Raw genomic sequence first — 25,675 nt, 5'->3', positions numbered from 1 at the left:
GCCGAGCCCAGTCAGTTATCGAGGAACTTCTCGGCATCGAGTGCCGCCATGCAGCCGGCGCCGGCGGAAGTGATCGCCTGGCGGTAGACGTGGTCGGCAACGTCGCCAGCGGCGAATACGCCCGGGATGCTGGTGCTGGTGGCATCGCCTTCGCCGCCGCCCCTAACCACGAGATAGCCGTCGCGCATCGCCAGCTGGCCGGCAAACAGCTCGGTGTTGGGCTTGTGGCCGATGGCGATGAACACGCCGGCCAGGTCCAGCCGTCTTTCCGCGCCGGTCTCGGTGCTCTTGAGGCGCACGCCGGTGACGCCGCTGTCGTCGCCCAGGACTTCCTCGAGCGTGTGGTTCCAGTGCAGGCGGATATTGCCGTTGGCGGCCTTCTCCATGATCTTGTCCTGCAGGATCTTCTCCGAGCGCAGCTTGTCGCGACGATGGATCAGGTGCACTTCCTTGGCGATGTTCGACAGGTAGAGCGCTTCCTCCACGGCGGTGTTGCCGCCGCCAACCACGGCCACCACCTGGTTGCGGTAGAAGAAGCCGTCGCAGGTGGCGCAGGCCGAGACCCCGCGTCCGGCGAAGGCATCCTCCGACGGCAGGCCCAGGTACTGGGCCGAGGCGCCGGTCGCGATGATCAGCGCGTCGCAGGTGTAGGTAGCGCTGTCGCCCTTGAGCGTGAACGGGCGCTGCTGCAGTTCGGCGGTGTGGATGTGGTCGAAGACGATCTCGGTGTCGAAGCGTTCGGCGTGCTGCTGCATGCGCTCCATCAGGCCCGGACCGGTCAGGCCTTCCACGTCACCCGGCCAGTTGTCGACCTCGGTGGTGGTGGTGAGCTGGCCTCCGGGCTGGATGCCGGTGATCACGACAGGCTTGAGGTTGGCCCGCGCAGCGTACACGGCGGCGGTATACCCGGCCGGGCCGGAACCAAGGATGATCAGACGCGAATGCTTGACTTCACTCATAAATAGCCTTCATAAGCCTTTGTTGCCTAATGGAAAGCGTGCTCCAGTCGAGACGCACGGCGAAAACTGGAGATTATGCTACACCGAACCGACGTGCGAATGCCCGAGCGCTGCGGAACCGACATGCGATCAGACCGACAAACCCGTACAATGCCCGGCTTACAGCCGTCACCGGTTCATCGAGCGCGCTGAAGGGCGCAGGAAACGAAGCGTTTTGAAGAACTCCTCTACCACTGCGACGGCTTCGTCGTGGCGACAGCAATTGCATTACCGCCTGAAGGAGGGCGCGCTGATCGCGCTTGGCGTGCTCTGCGCGTACCTGTGGATGGCGCTGCTCACCTACGAGCCTTCCGATCCCGGCTGGACTCACACCAGCAACGTGCAGCAGGTGCAGAATGCGGCTGGTCGGGCCGGCGCCTGGTTTGCCGACGTGCTGTTCATGGCGCTCGGTTATTTCGCCTATCTCTTCCCCCTGCTGCTGGCGATCAAGACCTGGCAGGTGTTCCGCGCGCGGCACCAGCCGTGGCGCTGGAATGGCTGGCTGTTTTCCTGGCGCCTGATCGGCCTGGTCTTCCTTGTGCTGTCTGGCTCGGCGCTGGCCTATATCCACTTCCGCGCGGCCGAGGCCCTGCCGGCCTCGGCCGGCGGTGCGCTCGGCGAAAGCCTAGGCCAGCTCGCGGTCAGCTCGCTGAACGTCCAGGGCAGTACGCTGGGGCTGTTGGCGCTGTTCCTCTTCGGGCTGACCGTGTTCACTGACCTCTCCTGGTTCAAGGTCATGGACCTGACTGGCAAGATCACCCTCGATCTGCTCGAGCTGATCCAGAGTGGTTTCAGCCGCTGGTGGGCAGCGCGCAGCGAGCGCAAGCAGTTGGTCGCCCAGCTGCGGGAGGTCGATGAGCGGGTCAGTGAAGTCGCCGCTCCGGTCGTGCGTGATCGCAAGGAGCAGGCGCGGGTCAGGGAGCGCCTGCTCGAGCGCGAGGAGTCGCTGTCCCGGCACATGAGCGAGCGCGAGAAGCGTCCGGCCCCGGTCATTGAGCCGCCCGTTGCGCCCAAGGCCACCGAGCCGAGCAAGCGGGTGATGAAGGAGAAACAGGCGACGCTGTTCGTCGATCCGCTGATCGAGGGCAGCCTGCCGCCGATCTCCCTGCTGGATGTCGCCGAAAAGCAGCAGAAGCAGTTTTCGCCCGAATCCCTCGAGGCGATGTCGCGCCTGCTGGAAATCAAGCTAAAGGAGTTCGGCGTCGAGGTGACGGTGGAGTCGGTCCATCCCGGCCCGGTCATCACCCGCTTCGAGATCCAGCCGGCACCCGGCGTCAAGGTCAGCCGCATCTCCAACCTGGCCAAGGACCTGGCGCGCTCGCTGGCGGTGATCAGCGTACGTGTCGTCGAGGTGATCCCGGGCAAGACCACGGTCGGCATCGAGATCCCCAACGAGGACCGGCAGATCGTGCGGTTCTCCGAGGTGCTGTCGTCGGCGCCCTACGACGACGCCAAGTCGCCGGTCACCCTGGCCCTGGGCCACGACATCGGCGGCAAGCCGGTGATCGCCGACCTGGCCAAGATGCCGCACCTGCTGGTGGCCGGTACCACCGGTTCCGGCAAGTCGGTGGGCGTCAACGCGATGATCCTGTCGATCCTGTTCAAGTCGACCCCGGAAGAGGCGCGGCTGATCATGATCGACCCGAAGATGCTCGAACTGTCGATCTACGAGGGCATCCCGCACCTGCTCTGCCCGGTGGTCACCGACATGAAGGAGGCCGCCAACGCGCTGCGCTGGAGCGTCGCCGAGATGGAGCGACGCTACAAGCTGATGGCGGCGATGGGCGTGCGCAACCTGGCGGGCTTCAACCGCAAGATCAAGGAAGCGGAGGAGGCCGGCGCGCCCCTGCACGATCCGCTCTACAAGCGCGAATCCATGGACGACGAGCCGCCTTACCTGAAGGCCTTGCCGACCATCGTGGTGGTGGTCGACGAATTCGCCGACATGATGATGATCGTCGGCAAGAAGGTCGAGGAGCTGATCGCCCGCATCGCGCAGAAGGCGCGTGCCGCCGGCATCCACCTGATCCTCGCCACCCAGCGTCCGTCGGTGGATGTGATCACCGGTCTGATCAAGGCCAACATTCCCACCCGCATGGCGTTCCAAGTTTCGAGCAAGATCGACTCGCGCACCATCCTCGACCAAGGCGGCGCCGAGCAGCTGCTGGGCCATGGCGACATGCTCTACCTGCCACCGGGGACCGGCCTGCCGATCCGCGTGCACGGCGCCTTCGTCTCGGACGACGAGGTTCATCGGGTCGTCGAGGCCTGGAAGGCACGCGGTGCGCCTGACTACGTCGAGGAAATCCTCGCCGGCGTCGAGGAGGCCGGCAGCGGCTTCGAAGGTGCCGGCGGCGGCGAAGGCGGCGAGGGCAGCGAGGAGGATCCGCTCTATGACGAGGCCGTGCGCTTCGTCACCGAAAGCCGCCGCGCCTCGATCTCCGCCGTGCAGCGCAAGCTGAAGATCGGCTACAACCGCGCCGCGCGGATGATCGAAGCCATGGAAATGGCCGGCGTCGTCACATCCATGAATACCAATGGCTCGCGCGAAGTCATCGCGCCGCCGCCCATTCGCGACTGAGTCGTAGCGAGGCTTTCATGCAGCTGATTCGCCTGTTGTCCCTCTTTGCGTTCCTCGCGGTACTGGCCCCGGCCCACGCCGACGAGAGCGCCTCCACCCGGCGCCTGACCAGCCTGCTCAACCAGGCCGAGACGCTCACCGGTCGTTTTTCCCAGCTGTCGCTCGATGCCGGCGGCACCCAGTTGCAGGAAACCTCCGGCGAGCTGGCGCTCAAGCGTCCCGGCCAGTTCCGCTGGCATACCGACGAGCCCATGGAGCAGTTGCTGGTTTCCAATGGCGAGAAGGTCTGGCTCTATGACCCGGACCTCGAGCAGGTGACCATCCAGAAGCTCGACCAGCGCCTGACCCACACCCCGGCGCTGCTGTTGTCCGGCGACGTCTCGAGCATCAGCGAGAACTTCGAGATCTCGCACAAGGAGGCGGGCGACGTCATCGACTTCACCCTGCGCCCGAAGGCCCGCGACACGCTGTTCGACAGCCTGCGGCTGTCGTTTCGCGGGGGCGTCATCAATGACATGCAGCTGATCGACAGTGTCGGCCAGCGCACCAACATCCTCTTCATGGGGGTGAAGATGAACCAGCCCCTGAAGGCCGACCTGTTCAGTTTCGAGATCCCCGAGGGGGCCGACGTCATCGCCGAATGAGCCAGCCGGCATTCGCCGGCCAGCCCGCGTGAGGTAGCAAGCGACATGGACCTTTTCAGCCGTGAACCGGTCGCCCAGCCGCTGGCGGCGCGCCTGCGCGCGGCGACGCTCGACGAGTACGTCGGCCAGGAGCACCTGCTCGCCCGCGGCAGGCCGCTGCGCGAGGCACTGGAGCAGGGCGCGCTGCATTCGATGGTCTTCTGGGGGCCGCCCGGCGTCGGCAAGACCACCTTGGCGCGGCTGCTGGCGAAGGTTTCCGATGCGCACTTCGAGACCGTCTCGGCGGTGCTCGCCGGGGTCAAGGAGATCCGCCAGGCGGTGGAGATCGCCAAGCAGCAGGCTGCCCAGTACGGCCGGCGGACCATCCTCTTCGTCGACGAGGTCCATCGTTTCAACAAGTCGCAGCAGGACGCCTTCCTGCCCTATGTCGAGGACGGCACGCTGATCTTCATCGGCGCGACCACGGAAAACCCGTCCTTCGAACTGAACAATGCCCTGTTGTCGCGGGCTCGCGTCTACGTGCTCAAGAGCCTCGACGAGGCTGCCTTGCGCAAGCTGGTGGCGCGGGCGCTGAGCGAACCGCGGGGGCTGGGCGAGTTGCAGCTGCAACTGCCCGAGGAGAGCTTCCAGATCCTCCTGGCCGCGGCCGACGGCGATGGCCGGCGCCTGCTCAACCTGCTGGAGAACGCATCGGACCTGGCCGAGCCGGGCGGCAGCATCGCTCCCGAACTGCTGCAAGACCTGCTGGGCGATAGCCGGCGGCGTTTCGACAAGGGCGGCGAGGCGTTCTACGACCAGATTTCCGCCCTGCACAAGTCCGTGCGTGGCTCGAACCCGGACGCGGCGCTGTACTGGTTCGCGCGCATGCTCGACGGTGGTTGCGATCCGCTGTACATCGCGCGGCGCGTGGTGCGCATGGCCAGCGAGGAGGTCGGCAATGCCGATCCGCGCGCGCTGACCCTTTGCCTCAATGCGTGGGACGTGCAGGAACGCCTCGGCAGCCCGGAAGGGGAGCTGGCCGTGGCCCAGGCGATCGTTTATCTCGCTTGCGCGCCGAAGAGCAATGCCGTCTACACGGCCTTCAAGGCCGCGATGCGCGATGTGGCCGACAACGGCTCGCAGGAAGTCCCGCTGCACCTGCGCAACGCGCCGACCCGGCTGATGAAGGAGCTGGGCTACGGCATGGAATACCGCTACGCCCACGACGAGCCCGATGCCTACGCGGCCGGCGAGGACTATTTCCCCGAGGCCCTCGAGCCGCGGCGCTACTACCAGCCGGTCCCGCGCGGCCTGGAGAGCAAGATTCGCGACAAGCTCGAACACCTGGCGCGGCTGGATCGCGAGAGCCCCATCCGGCGGAGGAAAGGCTGATGCGCATGGCAATCGCGGTCGCGCTCGGCGGCATCTTCGGTACCCTGATCCGCCTGGCGATGTCGCTGTGGGTCGGCGGCCAATGGCCCCGGCATTTCTACTTCGCGACCCTGGCCGTCAATCTCGTGGGCTGCCTGCTGATCGGCTTCCTCTATGCGCATTTCCTTACCCGGCCGGAGGTATCGCCGGAGCTGCGTGGCGCCCTGATCATCGGCTTCCTCGGTGCGCTGACGACCTTCTCGAGCTTTTCCCTCGACAGCCTTCGGCTGCTGGAAAGCGGCCAGGTCCTGACCGCCTTCCTTTATATCGGTACCAGTGTCATCGGCGGGCTGCTGGCGACCTGGGCCGGCCTGGCGCTGGGCAGGTTATGAATAGCGAGCGATCGTCAGTAAACTGCGCAACCACTTAGCAAACATCCTGTTAGACGAGACCGACCATGCTTGATTCGAAACTGGTACGCACCCAGCTGCGCGAAGTCGCAGAACGCCTGGCGACCCGTGGCTACACGCTGGATGTCGAGCGCATCGAAGCGCTCGAGGCCCAGCGCAAGGTCGTGCAGACGCGTACCGAGCAGCTGCAGGCCGAACGCAATGCCCGCTCCAAGTCGATTGGCCAGGCCAAGCAGCGCGGCGAGGACATCGCGCCGCTGCTCGCCGACGTCGATCGCATGGGCAGCGAACTCGATTCGGGCAAGCAGGAGCTGGACCGCATCCAGGGCGAGCTGGACCAGCTGATGCTGAGCATCCCCAACCTGCCGCACGAGTCGGTGCCGGTCGGCAAGGACGAGGACGACAATCTCGAGGTGCGCCGCTGGGGCACACCGCGTGAATTCGAATTCGAAGTCCGCGACCACGTCGCCCTGGGCGAGCAGCATGGCTGGCTGGATTTCGAGACCGCCGCCAAGCTCTCCGGCGCACGCTTCGCTCTGATGCGCGGCCCCATCGCCCGGCTGCACCGCGCCCTGGCGCAGTTCATGCTGGACCTGCACACCCGCGAGCACGGTTACGAGGAGGCCTACACGCCCTACCTGGTGCAGGCGCCGGCGCTGCAGGGCACCGGCCAGCTGCCGAAGTTCGAGGAAGACCTGTTCAAGATCAGCCGCGAGGGCGAGGCCGATTTCTACCTGATCCCGACCGCGGAAGTGTCGCTGACCAACATCGTCGCCGGCGAGATTCTCGATGTCCGGCAGCTGCCGATCCGGCTCACCGCGCATACCCCGTGCTTCCGCAGCGAGGCCGGCGCGTCCGGGCGCGATACCCGCGGCATGATCCGCCAGCACCAGTTCGACAAGGTCGAGATGGTCCAGGTCGTCGAGCCGGGCAAGTCGTTCGAGGCCCTCGAGGAGCTGACCGGCCATGCCGAGCGCGTGCTGCAGCTGCTCGGCCTGCCGTACCGCGTACTGGCGCTGTGCACCGGCGACATGGGCTTCGGCGCGACCAAGACCTACGACCTCGAAGTCTGGGTGCCGAGCCAGGGCAAGTACCGCGAGATCTCGTCCTGTTCCAACTGCGGCGATTTCCAGGCACGCCGCATGCAAGCGCGTTATCGCAATCCGGACAACGGCAAGCCCGAGCTGGTGCATACCCTCAATGGTTCCGGCCTCGCCGTCGGGCGCACCCTGGTGGCCGTGCTGGAGAACTACCAGCAGGCCGACGGTAGCGTACGGGTGCCGGATGCACTCAAGCCCTACATGGGCGGTATCGACGTCATCGGCTGATCGCTGATCGGCGGGGCTCGCGCGGCTTGTCGTCGCGGGCCCGGCTCTACCGAGCACAGCGGCCGCCGGGTTGCACCTTTCCTTGATAGCCGACAAGGGCAGGGGCAGCGCCAGGCGCTGTCATGAATGCCCCACACCGCCAGGACCCGCACATGGACTACCTTCCGCTGTTTCACGATCTCAGAGGCCGCCGGGTGCTTGTCGTCGGCGGCGGCGAGGTCGCCCTGCGCAAGGCGCGCCTGCTGACCGATGCCGGCGCCTGCCTGCAGGTGGTCGCGCCGCAGATCGACGAGTCCCTGGCAGCATTGGTCGAGCGTACCGGCGGCCAGTGCCTGGCGCGCCAGTACGCAGCCGGGGACCTGCACGGTTGCGTGCTGGTGATCGCCGCGACCGACTGCGAGGCGACCAACGCCCAGGTCTCCGCGGACGCGACCGGCCTGGGCATGCCGGTGAACGTGGTCGATGCGCCCGAGCTGTGCAGCGTGATCTTCCCGGCCATCGTCGACCGGTCACCGCTGATGATCGCCGTGTCCAGCGGCGGCGATGCCCCGGTGCTGGCGCGCCTGATGCGCGCGCGGATCGAGACCTGGATCCCGGCCGCCTACGGCCAGCTTGCCGATCTCGCCCGCAAGTATCGCGCGCAGGTCAAGGTGAGGTTCGCCGACGTGCAGCAGCGACGCATCTTCTGGGAAGAGGTCTTCCAGGGCCCGATCGCCGAACAGGCCCTCAGCGGGCGGCGCAACCAGGCCGAGCAGTTGCTGGAGCAGAAACTCGCCGGTGCCAGCGAGAAGACAGTCGGCGAGGTCTACCTGGTGGGGGCCGGGCCGGGCGATCCGGACCTGCTGACCTTCCGCGCGCTGCGGCTGATGCAGCAGGCCGACGTGGTGCTCTACGACCGCCTGGTGGCACCGGCGATCCTCGAGCTGTGCCGGCGCGATGCCGACCGCATCTATGTCGGCAAGCAGCGCGCCAACCATGCGCTGCCGCAGGAGCAGATCAACCAGCAGCTGGTCGAGCTCGCCAGGCAGGGCAAGCGGGTGCTGCGGCTGAAGGGCGGTGACCCGTTCATTTTCGGCCGCGGCGGCGAGGAAATCGAGGAACTGGCGGCCCATGGCATTCCGTTCCAAGTCGTCCCCGGGATCACCGCGGCCAGTGGCTGTGCCGCCTATGCGGGCATCCCGCTGACCCACCGTGATCACGCCCAGTCGGTACGCTTCGTCACTGGCCATCTCAAGGACGGCAGTTGCGACCTGCCCTGGGCCGAACTGGCGGCGCCGGCGCAGACGCTGGTGTTCTACATGGGCCTGGTCGGGCTGCCGCTGATCTGCCAGCAACTGATCGCCCATGGCCGTGCCGCTTCCACGCCGGCTGCGCTGATCCAGCAGGGGACCACCAGCAACCAGCGGGTATTCACCGCGTCGCTGGCCGAGCTGCCGGAATGGGTGGCGAACGAGCCGGTGCAGGCGCCGACGCTGCTGATCGTCGGCGAGGTGGTGCAATTGCGTGAAAAGCTCGCCTGGTTCGAAGGCCTGCCCACTGCCGAGCAGAAATGAAAAAGCCCCGGGAAACCGGGGCTTTCTGCATGCGGATGGCGGAGGCGGTGAGATTCGAACTCACGGAAGAGTTTCCCCTTCGGCGGTTTTCAAGACCGCTGCCTTCAACCACTCGGCCACACCTCCGCATGAAGCGGGCGCCATAGTACCGGATCGAAACAGACTGTCAAACACTGGGGGCAGAAACCCCGGCGGGCTCTGCTATAGTCCGGGCGACTCATCCTTTCGCTACGTATCAGGAGCCTTGCCATGCGAGAACACGAGTACGCGCTCAGCCACGCACAGGTGGAGCAGCGCGAAGTCAGCAAGGTGCTGCGCAACACCTACGGCCTCTTGGCCATGACCCTGGCCTTCAGCGGCCTGGTGGCCTACCTGGCCATGCAGGCCAACGCGGCCTATCCGAACATCTTCGTGGTGCTGATCGGCTTCTACGGGCTGTTCTTCCTCACCGTCAAGCTGCGCAATTCGGCCTGGGGCCTGCTCAGCACCTTCGCCCTGACCGGTTTCATGGGCTATACCCTCGGCCCGATCCTGAACATGTACCTGGGGCTGGCCAACGGTGGCGAGCTGGTGACCTCGGCGCTGTCGATGACCGCGCTGGTGTTCTTCGGGCTGTCGGCCTACGTGCTGATGACGCGCAAGGACATGAGCTTCCTGAGCGGCTTCATCACCGCCGGCTTCTTCGTCCTGCTCGGTGCCATGCTGGTCGGCTTCTTCTTCCAGATCAGCGGGCTGCAACTGGCGATCAGCGCAGGCTTCGTGCTGTTTTCCTCGGCCTGCATCCTGTTCCAGACCAGCGCGATCATCCATGGCGGCGAGCGCAACTACATCATGGCCACCATCGGCCTGTTCGTCTCGCTGTACAACCTGTTCATCAGCCTGCTGCAACTGCTCGGCATCGCCGGCGACGATTGAGCCCCGTGTGCACCGGAAAAGCCCGCCTCGGCGGGCTTTTCCGTTTCCGTGCCTGGCGTATCATGACAGCCCTCAAGCCACCGGGGGCGCCATGAAATTCGCCATCGCTCTGTTCGCTCCACCGCATTCGCCGGCTGCCCGCCGGGCGCTGCGCTTCGCCGAGGCGTCGCTGCAGGCCGGGCACCAGATCGTCCGGCTGTTCTTCTACCAGGACGGCGTGCACAGCGCATCGGCCAATGTCGTCTGTCCGCAGGACGAGCTCGACGTCGCCGCCGCCTGGACCCGTTTCATCCAGGAAAAACAGCTCGACGGGGTGGTCTGCATCGCCGCCGGGCTGCGGCGTGGCGTGCTCGATGCCGCGGAGGCGAGCCGTTACGGCCGGCCGGCTGCCAATCTCGCCGCCGGCTGGGAGCTATCCGGCCTCGGCCAGTTGCATGAAGCGGCGCAGCAGGCCGATCGCCTGGTCTGCTTTGGAGGTAACTGATGGCCCGTTCGATGCTCATCATCAGCCGACAGGCGCCCTGGTCCGGTCCGGCGGCACGCGAAGCACTGGATATCGCACTGGCCGGCGGCGCGTTCGAGCTGCCGCTGGGGTTGCTGTTCCTCGACGACGGCGTGTTCCAGCTCGCCGGCGCCCAGGTTCCGGCTGCCATCGAGCAGAAGGATGTCACGGCCAACCTGCAGGCCCTGCCGATGTTCGGCGTCGAGGCGCTGTACGCCTGCGCCCGCAGCCTCGCCGAGCGCGGTCTCGATCCGACGGCCCTGAGCCTGCCGGTCGAGCTGCTCGGCGACGATGAGCTGCGCGCCCTCATCAACCGCTACGACCAGGTGATTACGATCTGATGGCCACTCTGCATGTGCTGTCCCATTCCCCGTTTGGCGACGGTCGTTTCGCCAGTTGCCTGCGCCTGCTGGGCGAGGGCGACGCGCTGCTGCTTTGCGGCGATGCCGTCTATGCCCTGCAACCGGCAAGCACGCCGTACGCATCGCTCGAGCGCCTCGGCGCGAGCACGCCGGTCTACGCCCTGGCCGAGGACCACGCCGCGCGCGGCGGCGGCGCGCCTGGGGCGGGCGTGACGCTGGTGGACTATGCCGCCTTCGTCGAACTCTGCTGTCGCTACGAGCGGGTCAACAGCTGGCTATGAGCGAACTCCGTGTGAACCAACGGCCGATCGCGCTGGATGCCGATGGCTACCTGGTCGATCTGGACGACTGGAGCGAGGCGGTCGCCGAGGCATTGGCCGAACGCGAGGGGCTGGCGCTCGAGGCCGAGCACTGGGAAATCCTCCATTTGCTGCGAGGCTTCTATCGCGAGTACCAGCTGTCGCCGGCCAACCGCGCGCTGGTTCGCTATGTCGCCGCCCAGCTCGGCCCGGACAAGGGCAACAGCCTGCACCTCAACCGCCTGTTCAAGGGCTCTCCCGCCAAGCTGGCCGCGCGGCTCGCTGGCCTGCCGAAACCGACCAATTGCCTATGACTTCTCCATCTGAACATCCCTTCGCCGAGTTCGTGCGCATCCTCGGCAAGGGCAAACGCGGTGCCCGCGACCTGACCCGCGAGGAAGCGCGCCAGGCCATGGGCATGCTGCTCGATGGCCAGACCGAGGACACCCAGCTAGGCGCCTTCCTGATGCTGCTGCGGCACAAGGAGGAGAGCGCCGCCGAGCTGGCCGGCTTCACCGAGGCCGTGCGCCAGCGCCTGCAGGCGCCGGCCATCGCGGTGGATCTCGACTGGCCGAGCTACGCCGGCAAGAAGCGCCATCTGCCCTGGCACCTGCTGGCCGCACGCTGCCTGGCGGCCAACGGGGTACGCATCCTGATCCACGGCGCTGGCGCGCATACTGCCGGGCGGCTGTACACCGAGCAGTTGCTGGAGCCGCTGGGCATCGCGCGCTGCGCCGATTGGGCGCAGGTGGGGCTCGCCCTTGATCGCGACAAGCTGGCCTTCATCCCGCTTGGAGCCTGGATGCCGGTGCTGCAGCGCATGATCGACCTGCGCAACGTGCTCGGCCTGCGCTCGCCGATCCACTCGCTGGCGCGCATCCTCAACCCGCTCGGTGCCCGCTGCGGCCTGCAGAGCATCTTCCATCCCGGCTACCAGGCCGTGCACCGGGCGGCCAGCTCGCTGCTCGGCGACACCGCCATCGTCATCAAGGGCGAGGGCGGCGAGGTGGAGGTCAACCCGGACAACGCGCTGCAGCTCAATGGCACCCGCGCCGGTCAGGACTGGGACGAGGACTGGCCGGCGCTTTCCGCGCAACGCCATGTCAAGCCGGCCAGCCTCGAGCCGGCGCACTTGCTGGCGGTCTGGCGCGGTGCCCCGGATGCCTACGGCGAGCTGGCGGTCCAGGCCACCATGGCGCTGGCGCTGCGTGGCCTGGGGCTGGACCGTGCCGCCGCGTTCGAGCGGGCGGGGCAGTATTGGGCGCAGCGCGATCGATCGGCCTGATCGATCATACGCTTCCGCGATTACGGCCAATCGACTGAACCTTCGCCCCTAGACTGTTTTCCACCACAAAACGATGGGAGGCAGCATGGGACTGTTGATTGACGGCAAGTGGCACGACCGCTGGTATGAAAGCCGGGACGGACGCTTCGAGCGCGAACAGGCCAGGCGCCGTGGCTGGATCACGCCGGACGGCCGTCCTGGTGCCGACGGTCGCGTCTTCGCCGCCGAGCCCGGCCGCTACCACCTGTATGTCTCGCTCGCCTGCCCCTGGGCCCACCGGACGCTGATCGTCCGCCAGTTGAAGTCGCTGCAGCCGCTGATCGAAGTGTCCGTGGTCAGTTGGCTGATGCGCGAGAACGGCTGGACCTTCGATCATGCCACCGGCTCGACGGGCGATCCGCTCGACGGCTTCGACTACCTCTACCAGCGCTACCTGCTCGACGACCCGCGCTACAGCGGCCGGGTCACGGTGCCGCTGCTGTGGGACCGCCAGCAGCGCTGCATCGTCAACAACGAATCGGCCGAGATCCTGCGCATCTTCAACTCGGCGTTCGACCACCTGACCGGCTCGACCCTGGATCTGTACCCCGAGCCGCTGCGCGGCGAAATCGATGCGCTGAACGCGCGCATCTACCCCGCGGTAAACAATGGCGTCTATCGCGCCGGCTTCGCGACCACCCAGGATGCCTACGAGGAAGCCTTCGACGAACTGTTCCGCGAACTGGACTGGCTTGACCGGCGCCTGGCCCGGCAGCGCTACCTGACCGGGCAGTACCTGACCGAGGCCGACATCCGGCTGTTCACCACGCTGATCCGCTTCGATGCCGTCTACCACGGGCACTTCAAGTGCAACCTGCGGCGCATCGTCGACTATCCGGCGCTGTCCGGCTGGTTGCGCGAACTCTACCAGTGGCCGGGCATCGCCGAGACGACCGACTTCGACCACATCAAGGGCCACTACTACGCGAGCCATCGGCAGATCAACGCCAACGGCATCGTGCCCAAGGGGCCCGCGCTCGAACTGCAGCGCCCGCACGGGCGTGACGAGCTGCCCGGGCGCGGTATCTGGTCGCGGGACGAGGCGCGTTGAAGCAACTCACACGGTAAGAATCTGACAGGTTTGCGGCGACCAAGTCCTTCTAGAATGTAGGTAGATCAGGCGGCATGCGGCTCCCTAGAGCCGCGCCGCGAATGACGCCGACACGAAAACAACAGGACGGCAGGGGGCCGTAGAGCTCTCGTCGCAGCGACAGGACGTCGTGAGTAGCCGCTATGAAGAGCCACCACCTGAAAGTCAACAAGGGTGTCGGGCGTGCCGAGTTTCGTCCCGAGCAGAACATGCTGCTGATTGGCGACGGGTCCGGGGGGGAAGAGTGCCTGACGATCAGCTACACCGACAGCCGGGCGCTGGAGCTGTTGCTGGCCGAACCCGGGCAGATTCGCAGCCGTGACGAAATCCTGCGCTACGCCTGGGAGGACCGGATCGTCAGTGCCGGCAGCCTGAACCAGTGCATTTTCAACCTGCGCAACCTGATCGGTGACGAGAAGCTGCACGAGATCATCCAGACGGTGCCGCGCCGCGGCTACCGCTGGAACCCCGACTTCGTGCTTGACGCCACGCTCGACCACCTCGGCCCGGCGCAGGCGCCGCGGCCGACGCCGGTTCCGTTCAGCCTGCCGCTGGCCGCCATCGAGGCGCGGGCCTCGTCCATGCACATCTGGGGCTGGAACGCCTTGCTCGGCGCGTTGCTGCTGACCGGCTGGGTGCTGCTGCAGTACGACTACGCCAACCACACGCCAGACCTGCTGGCCGGCCCCATCGAATTCGAGGCCCGCGAGCACCTGGGCTATCGCCTGAACGTGCTGCGCACCAGCTACCCGGTCGACGAGCTGTTGGCGGCGGTGGTGACACCGGCACCGCCCGAAAAGCCCGGCCATTACTGGATCGTGCCGCGCAGCAACGACTTCAGCGTGTCCTGCGTGCGCGCCGACGCCACCGCCCTCAACGCCATCGTGCCCAAGGGCAAGGGGCTGGCAGCAGCCGTGGCGGCGGTATTCCAGCGGTGCTCGGCGTGAGCGGCAGCAAGCGGCTGGCCACCGGGCTGCTGGCCGTGCAGCTCGCCGCGCTGATCGCGGGCCTTGCCGTCGTCGCCTACCTGCGGTTGCCGGGCGCGGAGAGCTGGCGCTACGTCGCCGAGTCGATGGCCTTCTCCCGCGACGGGGTGGCGGGGCCGCGGATGTTTCGCGAATGGCGCAAGACCGGCAATCGCATCTTCGATGCCTGCCTGGACGAGACCGGCCAGCCGATCGACACCGTCTACGGCGAGCTGAAGAGCAGGGCCGAGGGCTACCTGAGCTTCGTCGTGGTCGGCGTCAGCAAGCGGCCCGAGGCGCAGCGCTGCTCCTACATGGTCAACGGCTACCCCGGCGGGCTCGGCCTGTACGAGGGCGAGGTGGTGCAGCTGCGCCGCCTGCCGGCCGAGGGCGAGGCGATGTGTTTCTACCATTACGAAGGCGATGTGGCGCGCTGCTATGGCAAGCAATGAAGCGTGCGCCGGACCGGGAGGTTGCAGTCATGGCTGCACATAACGAAACCGGCTACGTGCGGGACCTGCAGGGCGATTTCTATGGCGCCGCCGTCGCCATGGGCCGCAACGCAGCGAAGAGCACCGCCGACGGCATGACGATCCGCATGCCATCCACCTACCGCAACGGGCTGGCTGGCCTGGTGGCCGACCAGCCCGAACGACACGACTTCTATCACATCAAGGGCTGACCGCCCGTACACAGGAAATGACGCCATGGGTTACCTGACTCTCTCCCGGCGCCCGGGAGAAAAACTGCACCTTACCGTTGCCAAGGATGCGGACATCGAGGCGCTGGTCCAGAGCCTGCTCACCGACGGCATCACCATCATGTGTGGCGAAGTCGGGGGTGGCCGCGTGCGCCTGGCCATCCAGGCCCCAGCCGAGCTGAAGGTACTGCGCGCCGAGCTGCTGCAGGAAGACTCCGCGGCCAGTGCCTGACCGGGGCCCGCTCCGGCGTCGGTGCGCCGATAGCCTGACAATGGGCCGCACGGCAGCCGGCGGTGGGCGGGACTATCCTTTGCTCAACAGGCTGGATGAGCCAGCCGACGAGGAGAGCAGTCATGAAAGTCGAGCGTTTCGAGGACCTCATCGATTGGACGCGCGAAGCTCACGCCCACCTGGCCCGCTGCATGACCTCATGCGCGGACCGGCAGGCCGAGACCCGGGCCAAGTGGCTGCTGATCTACCTGGCCGACCACGAGAAGGCGCTGTCGCAGACCATCGCCCGGATCGCGGCCCATGCCGATGCCAAGGCCATGCACACCTGGATCTACGACTACCTGGCGCGTGCGCCCATGCAGCTCGGCCAGAAATGCAAGGCCTACCACCACATGGACATCGAGGCGATCAGCGCCGACGTGTTCGACATGCACAACCAGATCCTCGATCTGTACCGCTCGCTGGCGCGACGGGCCGAGATCGACGGGGCGCGCACGCTGGCCGAAGACCTGTTGGAACTGGAGCAGCACGAGACGATGCGAATGGCGCAGCAGGTCAATCGCGTCCACGAGATGTAGCGGGCGGGCGGAACAGCCAGGAAAAGCCGGATAAGCCTTATTTCTTGTCAATGATCCGCCCGCCGGCTCCCTGCGATGCTGAAGTGAAGGCATCTGCAGTATGTGTGTGAGGGGAGGGGTATATGGGCGCCAATGCAAATCTCGAGCGGTTGACCGCCGTGCAGCGCAGGAAGCAACGCCGCAGCTGCGATATCGAGTTCTACCGGCAACAGGTGGTGGACCGCCAGTTCGAACTCTTCGGCAACAGTTACTTCAGTTGCTTCGGCAAGCTGGGCAGCGGTTTCGAGGATGATCAGCTGACCGCCAGGCAGCGCGCCTTCCTGCTGGGCGAGGTGCTCGAGCGCATCCGCCTGCTGCCGCTGGCGTTCAGGCGCCTGGCATTGGGTAGTCGCCGATCGGTGCCGCTGCGCTGCTTTACCCACATCGAGGAGTCCTTCCTGCTGGACCGGACGCTGGTCGACGAGATCATCTGGACTGCCGGGCAGATCCGCGCATTCGACCTGCAACTGGTCATCGAACTGACCGGACACCCGCTGCAGGACAGGCTGGGCGCGACGCCGCGCGTGGCGCGCGAACTGTTCGGCAACCTCTATGCGCTGCTCGACCACGGAATCGAGCTGAGCGCTTTTCTCTACCCCGACCACGCCAGCCTGACCGAGCGCATGGTCCAGCTCGGCCTGTGTCGCTACCTGCGCCTGGATGTTTCGACCCTGCATGCGGTCGGTGGCCAGGTCGGCATCGATTCGCCGGCGGTGATCTTCGACGCCATGGCCGAGATGCTGCAGCGGCAGAAGGTCACCTTCATCGCCGAGCGGGTCGCCACGGCGGCCGAGTACCAGCTCGCCCGTCAGCTGCCGTTCGGGTTCTTCCGCGGCGATTACTTCTCGCCGGCCGAACCCATCTGAGCGGTCGCCGAGGCATTTGCCCCGGCGATTCATGAGGACAATATCCCAGTTGGGGTGTAAGGAATTGTCAGCCGATCGCCCTCGGCCATCTTTTACAATTGTGACCGACATCACAAAAATGGCCGGCCCAACGGAAGGCTGACCTCGTCGACGGCAGGCAAAGACCCCCGACACTCCGCTGATGGATAAGCGCACCGGCCGTACAACGGGCTGGCCCTAGTGATGCATCCATAATTCCAAGACATCAGTCAGTTGCACGCCCGCGCAGCCGCCCGTGTCCGTGACAGGCTGCGCAGGTAGGGGGAGCAGGCCATGAACCGCACGCAATACGAAGGCGCCATTCGCGAGATCGTCTGGCAGAAAGTCTTCGATCGACGCAAGAGTCTGGTGGGTTACGAGACCTTGCTGCGGACCGCGCACGATATCCGGCAGCCGTGCGCGTCGTTGGCCGAGCTGGCGGCCGAATACCTGTTCCGCCTGCGCCTGCACTGTTTCAACCACCCGCTGCGTAACCGCGAGTCGCCGGTTCGGCTGTTCGTCAATGTCGAGCGCGCGGTGATCGCCGAACCGGGCGTCATCGAAGGCCTGCTCGACTCCGCGCCGGACTTTCACGACTTCGGCTACGCACTGAGCCTGGTGGTCGGCGGCCCGCCGCTGGTCGGGCGCGTGCCCCAGCGTGCCTACATCGACGGGCTGATCCGCCTGCAGCATGCCGGGCTGGCTGTGGTGCTGGCCGATCCGGACCTGCATGCCGAGCAGCAGCAGGAGCTCGAACTCGGCCTCTGCCAGTCGGTGAAGCTGAACATGGAGGGCTTGCGGATGCCGGTCGCCTCGCGCTCCGACTTCGTCGCAGCGGGCTACGACGAGCTGCGCAGCCGACTGTTCGCCCTGATCGAGCGTTACCGCATCCCGCTGTGGGCGGCCGGCGTGGATGGTCGCTGGCAGCAGGAGGTGGTCAGTGGACTGCCGTTTGCCCTGCTGCAAGGCCGTCACCTGGCGCGCCCGATAGCCGCCCCAGCCGGTTTCGCTTCTGCCGAAACCGCCGCCAGCGTCTCGCTGGTCTTCGCACGCCCGGCCGGGATCGTCGCCTTGGCATACCAATAGGGGTATGCCCAGCTTGGCCTTTTGCCTATTGCAAAGCTGGCGTCAGCGGCTAACGTGGCCGATATCGGGGTGATGGCGCAGCCGCGCCCGGATCGCCTGCCAGCCTCTGGCTGCATTCCGGGCGTCGTTACCGCTACACGGCAGAAAAGAGGTATGCGTGAGGATTCTTCTGGTTGAAGACAGTGCCGAGTTGCGCGAGGAGATTTCCGCCTTCCTGAGCCGGCGCGGCTGGTCGGTGCTGTGCGCCGGCTCGCTACAGGAGTTCGAGGCGCTCAAGGACCAGGCCGGCGTCGCGATCATCGACATCATGCTGCCCGACGGCAGCGGCTTCGACGCCATCACCCGCCTGCGCCAGTGTTCGCCCGGCGCGGGCATCATCGCGTTGTCGGCCCGCGGTGGTTCCACCGACGTGGTCCAGGGGCTGCACGACGGCGCCGACCACTATCTGGTCAAGCCGGTGAAACTGATCGAGCTGGAGGCCGTGATCGTTTCGCTGTCGCGGCGGATTCCAACATCCTGGACGCTGCAGCGTGGCGCCCGCCAGCTGATCTCGCCACGCGGCATTGGACTGCAGCTGAGCCGCAACGAATTCACCCTGGTCGAACTGCTCGCCGAGCGGCCGGGCTCGCCGGTCTCGCGCCGGGCCATCGTCGAGGCCTACGGCGAGCACTGGCTGAGCTACGACCAGCGACGCCTGGACACGCTCATTAGCCGCCTGCGCCGGCGCTGCCGCGATACCGCCGGCGAGGATCTGCCGCTCAAGACCGAGCACGGCGAGGGCTACAGCTTTACCGCGCCGGTCACGCTCGCCTGAGCGGCAGCCTGGGCAAGAGCAGCGTCACCTGGCAGCCGGCGCCCGGCGTGCTGGCGATGGCGATGCTGCCACCCTGCATCTGCATCATGCGTTGGGCCAGCGACAGGCCGAGGCCCGTGCCAGCCTTGTCGCCGGCCGAGCGGCCGCGGTAGTTGGGTTCGAAGATGCGCGGCAGGTCTTCGGCGGCGATGCCGGGGCCGTCGTCGCTGACTTGCAGCTTCACGCCTTCGTCATCGGCCCAGCCACCGAGCACCACCCGGGTTCCGGCCGGCGTGTATTTCACCGCGTTATCGGTGATGGTCCGCAGCACCAGCAGCAGCAGTTCCGGGTCGCAATGCAGGCTGGCCGGCAGGCGGCTCTCCTCGACGCGAATCACATGGGTCTCGCCGAGCACCCGGGCCGAGCTGGCGGCATCGTGCAGCAGCGGGGCGGTGGCCGTCTCGCGCATCTGCGCCACGCTGCGCAGCAGGCCGAAGTGCTGCTCGTCGAGCGAACTGCTGATCAGCCGGGTCATGCGCTCGGTGGCGCGCAGGATCTTGCGGTAGCGCTCCAGCGCCGCAGGGTCGCCGTCCTCGTGGTCGATCTCGAGGTTCTGCGCGGTGGCGTCGATCACCGCCAGCGGCGTACGCAGCTCGTGGGACACGGTGGCGAGGAAGTGGCGCTGCTCCTCGCGGGCATGGCGTTCCAGCGACAGCGCGGCCTGCACCTGGGCGACGGTAGCCTCCAGCGCACGGGTGCGTTCGGCCACCACCGCTTCCAGGTGCTGTTCGTTGCGTTGCGCCAGTGCCAGGGCTTCGCTCTTGGCGAGCTCCTTGTCGCGGCGCAGGTTCTCGTAGCTGCGGCTGACCGCCGAACTCATCACCAGCGCGTAGGCGGCCATGCCCAGGTAGAGCGCGTTGTCGACCAGCAGGCCGGCCTCGATCCAGCCCAGGTTGCGCCCCATCCGCAGCGCCAGGGTCACCAGATACACGGCCTGCACCGCTGCCAGCACCCGCGCGCGCCGCAAGCCCTGCACGCCCAGGCCGACGGCGAGCAGCAGCAGCACCACCCCGCATAGCAGCGTCCAGCTCTGGTAGAGCAGGCGCCACTCCCACTCGGGAAACAGCGTGTTGAGCGATGCCGCCAGCGCCGCGAGCAGCATGCTCACCATCCCCCAGCGCGTGGCGCCGGCCAGCTCCGGCGTGCGCAGCAGGCCGAGGTAGTGCACCTGGAAGCCGGCACCGAGCACCGGCGCCCAGATACAGGTCAGGGTGCCGAGCAGGTCCTTCGGCCCGCTCAGGCCGCCGAGCAGGTAGTAGGGCAGGTAGCCCTCGTTGCCGAGCATGGTCAGCAAGTTGGCCAGGGTGAACAGGCTGAACAGCGCGAAGGTGGCGTCGCGGCTGGCGATGTACAACCACAGGTTGCTGAGGATCAGCAGCACGAAGGCGGCGAGGATCAGCCCATGCAGGAGCAGCAGTTCGTTGACCGCGCTGACGAAGCGCTCGGGTGGCCAGAGCAGCATCGCGAAGCTGATCGGGTTGCGGCTCTCCAGGCGCAGATAGACGGTGCTCGTCTGGCCCTCTGGCAACTCGAGGCGGAACAGCGGGTTGCGGTAGTGGACGTCCTGGTCCCTGCTGGCGCGCTGGTCGCCGGCGACGGCCTGGCGAAAGCTGCCATCGGCCCGGCGCTGGTAGAGGATGGCGGTGTCGAGCGTCGGCGACTGCAGTTCCAGCCACCAGATCGGGATCGCCGCATGCGGGCGCTCCAGTTCCAGCCGCAGCCACACGACACCGGAGCGATAACCGAGCCCGGGGTGGCCGCTCTGGGTGACGAAGCGGGCGGCTACGGCGTGGGTTTCCAGGTCGGCCAGGGTCAGGCGTTTTTGCGGATCGTAGAGCAGTGCCCAGCGACCGCTGAGCGAAACGGCCTCGGCGCCGGATCCGTCCCAGCTCGCCTGGGCGAGGCCGTGCGCCAGCAGCAACAGCAACAACCACCAGCCGGGGATAACGCCTTTCACTGCACTGCTCCGATTGACCACCAACACCCGGCGCTGCGCCGAGGGCGTCACTATAGCTGTCCGCCCCGGAGCTGCCTATTCGAGGCCCTGGCGCGGCTGCGCAAGCCGGCCAAGGCGGGCATACTGCGCGGCTCTTTGTTCAACGACGACCGCAACTGATGTGGGAAATGACCAGCTATGCCGGCCTCTTCCTGGCCGCGTTCGGCGCCGCCACGCTGCTGCCCATGCAGTCGGAGGCGCTGCTTGCCGGCCTGCTGGTGGCCGGTGGCCATTCGCCTGGGGGGCTGATCGCGGTGGCCTGCATCGGCAACATCGGCGGTTCGCTGGTCAACTGGCTGCTCGGCCGCTACGTCGAGCATTTTCGCCAGCGGCGCTGGTTCCCGTTCAGCGACCGCCAGCTGGAGAAGGCCCAGGCGCATTACCACCGCTATGGCCGCTGGACCCTGCTGCTCAGCTGGGTGCCGATCATCGGCGACCCGCTGACGCTGGTCGCCGGCATCATGCGCGAGCCCTGGTGGAGCTTCCTGGCGATCGTCAGCCTGGCCAAGACGCTGCGCTACCTGGCCGTGGCCGCATTGGCGCTCGGCTGGCTGTGAAGGGCTGCGGGCGGTTGGCGACGGGCGCGCAGCTGGACCATCATGTCGTGCTGCCGACCGACCGAGCCCCGCGATGACGATACAGCCACCCGACCTCAGCGATCCGCGTGACAACGTTGCCGAGCGCGACAGCATCTCCGTGCGCCTGGTCGGCGAGGCGCTGCTCGGCTTTGTCCGCCCGGACCGCCCGGCGAGCGCCATCCTGCAGTCGCTCGGCCTGCCCGACGCCTGCCTGGCCGATCCCGACGGGCGGGTGAGCGTCGACTACTACCGCCGCCTCTGGCTCGGCCTGGCGGCGCGCTTCGACGATGAATTCTTCGCCATGGACCCGCGCCGCCTGCGCGCCGGCAGCTTCGTCTTCATCAGCCGCTGCTGCATCGGCCAGCCGACGCTCGAGCGTGCGCTGGGCCAGATGCTGCGCTTCTTCGGCCTGAGCCTGGAGCGCTTTCGCGGGCGCCTGCTGCGCCGTCACAGCCTGGCCGAGATCGTGCTGGAGGAGGGCGACGGCGAGCCGCAGCGGGCCTTCGCCTATTTCACCTTCTGGATGCTGGTGCACGGGCTGGCCTGCTGGCTGGTCGGGCGCAGGATCGCGCTGCTGGCGGTGGAATCGCGCTGCGCCGAGCCGGACTACAGCGACGACTACCGGGTGATGTTCTCCGACAACCTGCGCTTCGGCCAGGCGCGGACCCGCATCATCTTCGCCGCTGAGGCGCTGGACCTGCCGATCCGCCGCAGCGAAGAGGAGCTGCGCGCCTTTCTCGAGGATGCGCCGGCCAACATCCTGGTGCGCTACCGCGACAGCAGCAGCCTGGCCAGCCGCATCAAGCAGCTGCTGCGCCAGCGGCCGGCCGAGCGCTGGCCCGACAGCCAGACCCTGGCCGGCGAGTTGTGCATGTCGCCGGCGACCCTGCGGCGCCGCCTGGCCGAGGCCGGCCAGCCGTACCAGAGCATCAAGGATGCGCTGCGCCGCGAGATGGCCACCCGCTGGCTGGCCGACGCCTCGCTGAGCTACGCCGAGATCGCCGAGCGCCTGGGCTTTGCCGACATCAGTTCCTTCTACAAGGCCTTTCGCAAATGGTCGGGTACCAACCCGGGCCATTACCGCGCCTTGATCCTCGGCACCGCGGCCTCCTGAACCGGGCGCTGGCCGGCCGCCATTGGCCAAAACGCTCAGCGTGCTTGAGAGCTTCGACCATTGCTGGCAGCGCCGCTGCGGGCTAAACATGATCCCGGCTTCGATCCGAAGAACAACAACACCGGGAGAACGCCATGCAGATTCGCGACAACGTCTTTCTCATCACCGGCGGCGCGTCCGGGCTGGGCGCCGCTGCGGCGCAGGAGCTGGCCGGGGCCGGCGGCCGGGTGGTGATCGTCGACCTCAACGAAGCGGCCGCCCGCCGCGCGGCCGAGGCGCTGGGGGCCGGCAGCATCGCCGTGCAGGCCGACATCCGTGACGAGGCCGCCGCGCGGCGCGCGGTCGCCCAGGCCCGCGAGCATTTCGGCGCCGTGCACGGGCTGATCAACTGCGCCGGGGTCGCCGGCGGCGAGAAGATCCTCGGCCGCAACGGGCCGCACGGGCTCGACAGCTTCGGCCGCATCGTCGGCATCAACCTGATCGGCACCTTCAACATGCTGCGCCTGGCCGCCGAGGCCATGGCCGACAACCCGCCGAATGCCGAGGGCGAGCGCGGGGCGATCGTCAACACCGCCTCGATCGCCGCCTTCGACGGGCAGATCGGCCAGGCTGCGTACGCCGCCTCCAAGGGTGGCGTGGCGAGCATGACCCTGCCGGCAGCGCGCGAACTGGCACGCTTCGGCATCCGCGTGATGACGGTCGCCCCCGGCGTGTTCGAGACGCCGATGATGGCCGGCATGAGCCAGGAAATCCGCGATTCCCTGGCTGCCGGTGTGCCGTTCCCGCCACGCCTGGGGCGCCCGGCCGAGTATGCCGCGCTGGTGCGCCACATCTTCGAGAACCCCATGCTCAACGGCGAGGTGATCCGCCTCGACGGCGCGTTGCGCATGGCTGCCAAGTAAGGAGGCGAAAGCCATGAAGCAGGATCCGATCGTCATCGTCAGCAGCGCCCGCACGCCCATGGGCGGCTTCCAGGGCGACCTCAGGAGCATGACCGCTCCGCAGCTGGGCGCCGCAGCGATCCGCGCGGCCGTCGAGCGCGCCGGCGTGCCGGCCGAAAGCGTGCAGGACGTGCTGATGGGCTGCGTGCTGCCCGCCGGCCAGGGCCAGGCGCCGGCGCGCCAGGCCGCACTGGGCGCCGGCCTGACCCGCGCCACCACCTGCACCACGGTGAACAAGATGTGCGGCTCGGGCATGCAGACCGCCATCCTCGCCCACGACCAGCTGCTGGCCGGCAGCAGCGACATCGTCGTCGCCGGCGGCATGGAAAGCATGACCAACGCCCCCTACCTGCTGGAGAAGGCCCGTGCCGGCTATCGCATGGGCCACGGCCGGGTGCTCGACCACATGTTCCTCGACGGCCTGGAGGATGCCTTCGACAAGGGCCGGCTGATGGGCACCTTCGCCGAGGAATGCGCCGACGCCTTCGGCTTCACCCGCGAGCAGCAGGATGCCTACGCCATCGAGTCGCTGCGCCGGGCCCAGGCGGCCATCGCCAGCGGCGCCTTCGCCGACGAGATCGTGCCGCTGGAGGTCAGCGACGGCAAACAGCAGCGCCAGGTGCGCGACGACGAGCAGCCGCCGAAGGCCTCGCTGGAGAAGATCCCGAACCTGCGCCCGGCGTTTCGCGACGGCGGCACGGTGACCGCGGCCAATTCCAGCTCGATTTCCGACGGCGCCGCTGCGCTGCTGATGATGCGTCGCTCCGAAGCCGAGCGCTGGGGCCTGCAGCCGCAGGCGGTGATCCACGGCCACGCCGCCTACGCCGACGCGCCCAGCCGTTTCACCACCGCGCCCATCGGCGCCATCGGCAAGCTGATGGAGCGCACCGGCTGGCGCCTGGCCGAAGTCGATCTCATCGAGATCAACGAAGCCTTCGCCGTGGTGCCCATGGCGGCGATGCGCGAGCTGGACATCGAGCATGCGCGGCTGAACGTCAACGGCGGCGCCTGTGCCCTCGGCCACCCGGTGGGCGCCTCCGGCGCGCGCATCCTGGTGACCCTGATCCAGGCGCTCAAGGCCCGCCAGTTGCGCCGCGGCGTGGCGGCCATCTGCATCGGCGGTGGCGAGGCCACGGCGATGGCCATCGAGCTGCTCTGAGGAGGCCCGCATGTTGCTAGACGAGGACCAGCAGGCCATCGCCGACATGGCCCGCCAGTTTGCCCGCGAACGGCTCAAGCCCTTCGCCGAGACCTGGGACCGCGAACATCGCTACCCGGCCGAGGCCATCGCCGAGATGGCCGCGCTCGGCTTCTTCGGCATGCTGGTGTCGGAGCAGTGGGGCGGCAGCGACACCGGCTACGTCGCCTACGCCCTGGCGCTTGAGGAGGTGGCCGCCGGCGACGGTGCCTGCTCGACCATCATGAGCGTGCACAATTCGGTGGGTTGCGTGCCGATCCTGCGTTTCGGCGACGAGCGCCAGAAGCGCGACTTCCTCGTGCCCCTGGCGCGCGGCGAGCAGATCGGCGCCTTCGCCCTGACCGAGCCGCAGGCCGGCTCGGATGCCAGCAGCCTGCGCACGCGGGCGGTGCGTGACGGCGACAGCTACGTGCTCAACGGCGCCAAGCAGTTCATCACCTCCGGCAGCCATGCCGGCACGGTGATCGTCTTCGCCGTCACCGACCCCGGGGCCGGCAAGCGCGGCATCAGCGCCTTCATCGTGCCGACCGACACCCCGGGCTACGAGGTGGTGCGCGTCGAGGACAAGCTCGGCCAGCATGCCTCCGACACCTGCCAGCTGGCCTTCAGCGACCTGCGCATCCCCGTCGCCAACCGCCTGGGCGAGGAGGGCGAGGGCTACCGCATCGCCCTGGCCAACCTCGAAGGCGGGCGCATCGGTATTGCCGCGCAATCGGTCGGCATGGCACGGGCGGCATTCGAAGCGGCGCGCGACTATGCCCGCGAGCGCGAAGCGTTCGGCAAGCCGATCGCCGAGCACCAGGCGGTGGCCTTCCGCCTGGCCGACATGGCCACGCAGATCGCCGTCGCCCGGCAGATGGTGCTGCACGCCGCGGCGCTGCGCGAAGCCGGCAAGCCCGCGCTGGTGGAAGCCTCGATGGCCAAGCTGTTCGCCTCCGAGATGGCCGAGAAGGTCTGCTCGGCGGCCATCCAGACCCTGGGCGGCTATGGTTACCTGCGCGACTTTCCCGTCGAGCGCATCTATCGCGACGTGCGGGTCTGCCAGATCTACGAGGGCACCAGCGACATCCAGCGCCTGGTCATCGCCCGCAGCCTGCAGGAGATGTTCAAGTAGTTTCTGATACGGCGTTAAGTTTATTCGATAAATCATTGATT

General features: G+C 67.4%; 28 protein-coding genes and 1 tRNA gene. 26 read left to right on the top strand and 3 right to left on the bottom strand.

The features are described from left to right. Positions 1-11: 11 nt before the first annotated feature. Positions 12-959 (bottom strand): thioredoxin-disulfide reductase, encoded by a 948-nt coding sequence (trxB, locus tag L3N39_RS11145; RefSeq protein ID WP_237257395.1) that lies wholly within the window; start codon positions 957-959, stop codon positions 12-14. Positions 960-1,137: 178 nt separating this feature from the next. Between trxB and ftsK the strand changes: the two genes are divergently transcribed. The 6 genes from ftsK to cysG all read left to right on the top strand — a co-directional run bounded on the left by ftsK (position 1,138) and on the right by cysG (position 8,864). Then, complete coding sequence (gene ftsK / locus L3N39_RS11140; protein WP_348983398.1) at positions 1,138-3,579, top strand: DNA translocase FtsK; 2,442 nt, start codon at positions 1,138-1,140, stop codon at positions 3,577-3,579. Positions 3,580-3,596: 17 nt separating this feature from the next. Next, positions 3,597-4,223, top strand: a complete 627-nt coding sequence (gene lolA / locus L3N39_RS11135; RefSeq protein WP_237257394.1) for an outer membrane lipoprotein periplasmic chaperone LolA — start codon at positions 3,597-3,599, stop codon at positions 4,221-4,223. A gap of 45 nt (positions 4,224-4,268) precedes the next feature. Then, on the top strand, positions 4,269-5,594 hold the full coding sequence (locus L3N39_RS11130; RefSeq protein ID WP_237257393.1) for a replication-associated recombination protein A: 1,326 nt from the start codon (positions 4,269-4,271) through the stop codon (positions 5,592-5,594). Further along, entirely contained in the window at positions 5,591-5,965 is a 375-nt protein-coding gene (gene crcB, locus L3N39_RS11125) for a fluoride efflux transporter CrcB (RefSeq protein ID WP_237257427.1), read from the top strand. Before L3N39_RS11130 ends, crcB begins: the two co-directional genes overlap by 4 nt. A 65-nt stretch (positions 5,966-6,030) precedes the next feature. After that, a complete protein-coding gene (gene serS, locus L3N39_RS11120) occupies positions 6,031-7,311 on the top strand; it encodes a serine--tRNA ligase (RefSeq protein ID WP_237257392.1) in 1,281 nt (426 codons plus the stop codon). Positions 7,312-7,463: 152 nt separating this feature from the next. Then, positions 7,464-8,864 (top strand): siroheme synthase CysG, encoded by a 1,401-nt coding sequence (gene cysG, locus L3N39_RS11115; RefSeq protein WP_237257426.1) that lies wholly within the window; start codon positions 7,464-7,466, stop codon positions 8,862-8,864. A 36-nt stretch (positions 8,865-8,900) separates the two neighbouring features. Here cysG and L3N39_RS11110 read toward each other — a convergent pair. Next, a tRNA-Ser gene (locus L3N39_RS11110) sits at positions 8,901-8,990 on the bottom strand. 123 nt (positions 8,991-9,113) lie between these two features. Between L3N39_RS11110 and L3N39_RS11105 the strand changes: the two genes are divergently transcribed. The 15 genes from L3N39_RS11105 (at position 9,114) to L3N39_RS11035 (ending at position 18,654) form a co-directional block, all read left to right on the top strand. After that, positions 9,114-9,779, top strand: a complete 666-nt coding sequence (locus L3N39_RS11105; RefSeq protein WP_237257391.1) for a Bax inhibitor-1/YccA family protein — start codon at positions 9,114-9,116, stop codon at positions 9,777-9,779. 91 nt (positions 9,780-9,870) lie between these two features. Beyond that, positions 9,871-10,263 carry a sulfurtransferase complex subunit TusD gene (gene tusD / locus L3N39_RS11100; protein WP_237257390.1) on the top strand — a complete coding sequence of 131 codons (393 nt, stop codon included), beginning with the start codon at positions 9,871-9,873 and terminating at the stop codon, positions 10,261-10,263. Next, a complete protein-coding gene (gene tusC / locus L3N39_RS11095) occupies positions 10,263-10,622 on the top strand; it encodes a sulfurtransferase complex subunit TusC (RefSeq protein ID WP_237257389.1) in 360 nt (119 codons plus the stop codon). Before tusD ends, tusC begins: the two co-directional genes overlap by 1 nt. Next, the gene (gene tusB, locus L3N39_RS11090) at positions 10,622-10,924 is read left to right on the top strand and encodes a sulfurtransferase complex subunit TusB (RefSeq protein WP_237257388.1); all 303 of its coding nucleotides are present in this window, start codon (positions 10,622-10,624) and stop codon (positions 10,922-10,924) included. The genes tusC and tusB overlap by 1 nt, the downstream gene beginning before the upstream one ends. Then, positions 10,921-11,256 carry a TusE/DsrC/DsvC family sulfur relay protein gene (locus L3N39_RS11085; RefSeq protein WP_237257387.1) on the top strand — a complete coding sequence of 112 codons (336 nt, stop codon included), beginning with the start codon at positions 10,921-10,923 and terminating at the stop codon, positions 11,254-11,256. The genes tusB and L3N39_RS11085 overlap by 4 nt, the downstream gene beginning before the upstream one ends. Further along, on the top strand, positions 11,253-12,227 hold the full coding sequence (locus L3N39_RS11080) for a glycosyl transferase family protein (RefSeq protein ID WP_431978021.1): 975 nt from the start codon (positions 11,253-11,255) through the stop codon (positions 12,225-12,227). Before L3N39_RS11085 ends, L3N39_RS11080 begins: the two co-directional genes overlap by 4 nt. Positions 12,228-12,312: 85 nt before the next feature. After that, a complete protein-coding gene (locus L3N39_RS11075) occupies positions 12,313-13,317 on the top strand; it encodes a glutathione S-transferase family protein (RefSeq protein ID WP_237257385.1) in 1,005 nt (334 codons plus the stop codon). A 182-nt stretch (positions 13,318-13,499) separates the two neighbouring features. Beyond that, positions 13,500-14,303 (top strand): winged helix-turn-helix domain-containing protein, encoded by an 804-nt coding sequence (locus L3N39_RS11070; protein WP_237257384.1) that lies wholly within the window; start codon positions 13,500-13,502, stop codon positions 14,301-14,303. Next, a complete protein-coding gene (locus L3N39_RS11065) occupies positions 14,300-14,773 on the top strand; it encodes a hypothetical protein (protein ID WP_237257383.1) in 474 nt (157 codons plus the stop codon). The genes L3N39_RS11070 and L3N39_RS11065 overlap by 4 nt, the downstream gene beginning before the upstream one ends. 29 nt (positions 14,774-14,802) lie before the next feature. Next, positions 14,803-15,003: a hypothetical protein gene (locus L3N39_RS11060; RefSeq protein ID WP_237257382.1), complete on the top strand. Its 201-nt coding sequence runs from the start codon at positions 14,803-14,805 to the stop codon at positions 15,001-15,003. 25 nt (positions 15,004-15,028) lie between these two features. Continuing rightward, positions 15,029-15,253: a carbon storage regulator gene (locus L3N39_RS11055; protein WP_237257381.1), complete on the top strand. Its 225-nt coding sequence runs from the start codon at positions 15,029-15,031 to the stop codon at positions 15,251-15,253. A 122-nt stretch (positions 15,254-15,375) separates the two neighbouring features. After that, positions 15,376-15,831 carry an ATPase gene (locus L3N39_RS11050; protein WP_237257380.1) on the top strand — a complete coding sequence of 152 codons (456 nt, stop codon included), beginning with the start codon at positions 15,376-15,378 and terminating at the stop codon, positions 15,829-15,831. A 122-nt stretch (positions 15,832-15,953) separates the two neighbouring features. Continuing rightward, on the top strand, positions 15,954-16,736 hold the full coding sequence (locus L3N39_RS11045) for an EAL domain-containing protein (protein WP_237257379.1): 783 nt from the start codon (positions 15,954-15,956) through the stop codon (positions 16,734-16,736). A 312-nt stretch (positions 16,737-17,048) separates the two neighbouring features. After that, the gene (locus tag L3N39_RS11040) at positions 17,049-17,840 is read left to right on the top strand and encodes a YuxH family protein (RefSeq protein WP_237257378.1); all 792 of its coding nucleotides are present in this window, start codon (positions 17,049-17,051) and stop codon (positions 17,838-17,840) included. 157 nt (positions 17,841-17,997) lie between these two features. Then, complete coding sequence (locus L3N39_RS11035; protein WP_237257377.1) at positions 17,998-18,654, top strand: response regulator transcription factor; 657 nt, start codon at positions 17,998-18,000, stop codon at positions 18,652-18,654. Here the strand turns inward: L3N39_RS11035 and L3N39_RS11030 are convergent. After that, positions 18,641-20,650, bottom strand: a complete 2,010-nt coding sequence (locus L3N39_RS11030; protein ID WP_237257376.1) for a sensor histidine kinase — start codon at positions 20,648-20,650, stop codon at positions 18,641-18,643. The two genes, L3N39_RS11035 and L3N39_RS11030, sit on opposite strands and share 14 nt — an antisense overlap. A 158-nt stretch (positions 20,651-20,808) precedes the next feature. On the opposite strand from L3N39_RS11030, the gene L3N39_RS11025 reads away from it, so the two are divergent. The 5 genes from L3N39_RS11025 to L3N39_RS11005 all read left to right on the top strand — a co-directional run bounded on the left by L3N39_RS11025 (position 20,809) and on the right by L3N39_RS11005 (position 25,634). Next, entirely contained in the window at positions 20,809-21,246 is a 438-nt protein-coding gene (locus L3N39_RS11025; RefSeq protein ID WP_237257375.1) for a YqaA family protein, read from the top strand. Between the two features lie 73 nt (positions 21,247-21,319). Beyond that, on the top strand, positions 21,320-22,381 hold the full coding sequence (locus L3N39_RS11020; RefSeq protein WP_237257374.1) for an AraC family transcriptional regulator: 1,062 nt from the start codon (positions 21,320-21,322) through the stop codon (positions 22,379-22,381). A 134-nt stretch (positions 22,382-22,515) separates the two neighbouring features. Then, on the top strand, positions 22,516-23,283 hold the full coding sequence (locus L3N39_RS11015; RefSeq protein ID WP_237257373.1) for an SDR family NAD(P)-dependent oxidoreductase: 768 nt from the start codon (positions 22,516-22,518) through the stop codon (positions 23,281-23,283). 13 nt (positions 23,284-23,296) lie between these two features. After that, positions 23,297-24,481, top strand: coding sequence for an acetyl-CoA C-acyltransferase (locus L3N39_RS11010; RefSeq protein WP_237257372.1), 1,185 nt, complete (start codon positions 23,297-23,299; stop codon positions 24,479-24,481). Positions 24,482-24,491: 10 nt separating this feature from the next. After that, positions 24,492-25,634 carry an acyl-CoA dehydrogenase gene (locus L3N39_RS11005; RefSeq protein WP_237257371.1) on the top strand — a complete coding sequence of 381 codons (1,143 nt, stop codon included), beginning with the start codon at positions 24,492-24,494 and terminating at the stop codon, positions 25,632-25,634. Positions 25,635-25,675: the final 41 nt, after the last annotated feature.

Source organism: Pseudomonas oligotrophica, from assembly GCF_021726475.1.
In the GTDB taxonomy this organism is placed as follows: domain Bacteria; phylum Pseudomonadota; class Gammaproteobacteria; order Pseudomonadales; family Pseudomonadaceae; genus Stutzerimonas; species Stutzerimonas oligotrophica.
Note: the sequence above shows the minus strand (reverse complement) of the source record. Positions and strands in the feature narration are given on the sequence as shown.

Excerpts from the sequence above, each read along its gene's own strand:
- trxB (WP_237257395.1), bottom strand. The coding sequence starts at position 959 with ATGAGTGAAGTCAAGCATTCGCGTCTGATCATCCTTGGTTCCGGCCCG.
- lolA (WP_237257394.1), top strand. The coding sequence starts at position 3,597 with ATGCAGCTGATTCGCCTGTTGTCCCTCTTTGCGTTCCTCGCGGTACTG.
- L3N39_RS11130 (WP_237257393.1), top strand. The coding sequence starts at position 4,269 with ATGGACCTTTTCAGCCGTGAACCGGTCGCCCAGCCGCTGGCGGCGCGC.
- serS (WP_237257392.1), top strand. The coding sequence starts at position 6,031 with ATGCTTGATTCGAAACTGGTACGCACCCAGCTGCGCGAAGTCGCAGAA.
- cysG (WP_237257426.1), top strand. The coding sequence starts at position 7,464 with ATGGACTACCTTCCGCTGTTTCACGATCTCAGAGGCCGCCGGGTGCTT.
- L3N39_RS11105 (WP_237257391.1), top strand. The coding sequence starts at position 9,114 with ATGCGAGAACACGAGTACGCGCTCAGCCACGCACAGGTGGAGCAGCGC.
- tusD (WP_237257390.1), top strand. The coding sequence starts at position 9,871 with ATGAAATTCGCCATCGCTCTGTTCGCTCCACCGCATTCGCCGGCTGCC.
- tusC (WP_237257389.1), top strand. The coding sequence starts at position 10,263 with ATGGCCCGTTCGATGCTCATCATCAGCCGACAGGCGCCCTGGTCCGGT.
- tusB (WP_237257388.1), top strand. The coding sequence starts at position 10,622 with ATGGCCACTCTGCATGTGCTGTCCCATTCCCCGTTTGGCGACGGTCGT.
- L3N39_RS11085 (WP_237257387.1), top strand. The coding sequence starts at position 10,921 with ATGAGCGAACTCCGTGTGAACCAACGGCCGATCGCGCTGGATGCCGAT.
- L3N39_RS11080 (WP_431978021.1), top strand. The coding sequence starts at position 11,253 with ATGACTTCTCCATCTGAACATCCCTTCGCCGAGTTCGTGCGCATCCTC.
- L3N39_RS11075 (WP_237257385.1), top strand. The coding sequence starts at position 12,313 with ATGGGACTGTTGATTGACGGCAAGTGGCACGACCGCTGGTATGAAAGC.
- L3N39_RS11070 (WP_237257384.1), top strand. The coding sequence starts at position 13,500 with ATGAAGAGCCACCACCTGAAAGTCAACAAGGGTGTCGGGCGTGCCGAG.
- L3N39_RS11060 (WP_237257382.1), top strand. The coding sequence starts at position 14,803 with ATGGCTGCACATAACGAAACCGGCTACGTGCGGGACCTGCAGGGCGAT.
- L3N39_RS11055 (WP_237257381.1), top strand. The coding sequence starts at position 15,029 with ATGGGTTACCTGACTCTCTCCCGGCGCCCGGGAGAAAAACTGCACCTT.
- L3N39_RS11050 (WP_237257380.1), top strand. The coding sequence starts at position 15,376 with ATGAAAGTCGAGCGTTTCGAGGACCTCATCGATTGGACGCGCGAAGCT.
- L3N39_RS11045 (WP_237257379.1), top strand. The coding sequence starts at position 15,954 with ATGGGCGCCAATGCAAATCTCGAGCGGTTGACCGCCGTGCAGCGCAGG.
- L3N39_RS11040 (WP_237257378.1), top strand. The coding sequence starts at position 17,049 with ATGAACCGCACGCAATACGAAGGCGCCATTCGCGAGATCGTCTGGCAG.
- L3N39_RS11025 (WP_237257375.1), top strand. The coding sequence starts at position 20,809 with ATGTGGGAAATGACCAGCTATGCCGGCCTCTTCCTGGCCGCGTTCGGC.
- L3N39_RS11020 (WP_237257374.1), top strand. The coding sequence starts at position 21,320 with ATGACGATACAGCCACCCGACCTCAGCGATCCGCGTGACAACGTTGCC.
- L3N39_RS11015 (WP_237257373.1), top strand. The coding sequence starts at position 22,516 with ATGCAGATTCGCGACAACGTCTTTCTCATCACCGGCGGCGCGTCCGGG.
- L3N39_RS11010 (WP_237257372.1), top strand. The coding sequence starts at position 23,297 with ATGAAGCAGGATCCGATCGTCATCGTCAGCAGCGCCCGCACGCCCATG.
- L3N39_RS11005 (WP_237257371.1), top strand. The coding sequence starts at position 24,492 with ATGTTGCTAGACGAGGACCAGCAGGCCATCGCCGACATGGCCCGCCAG.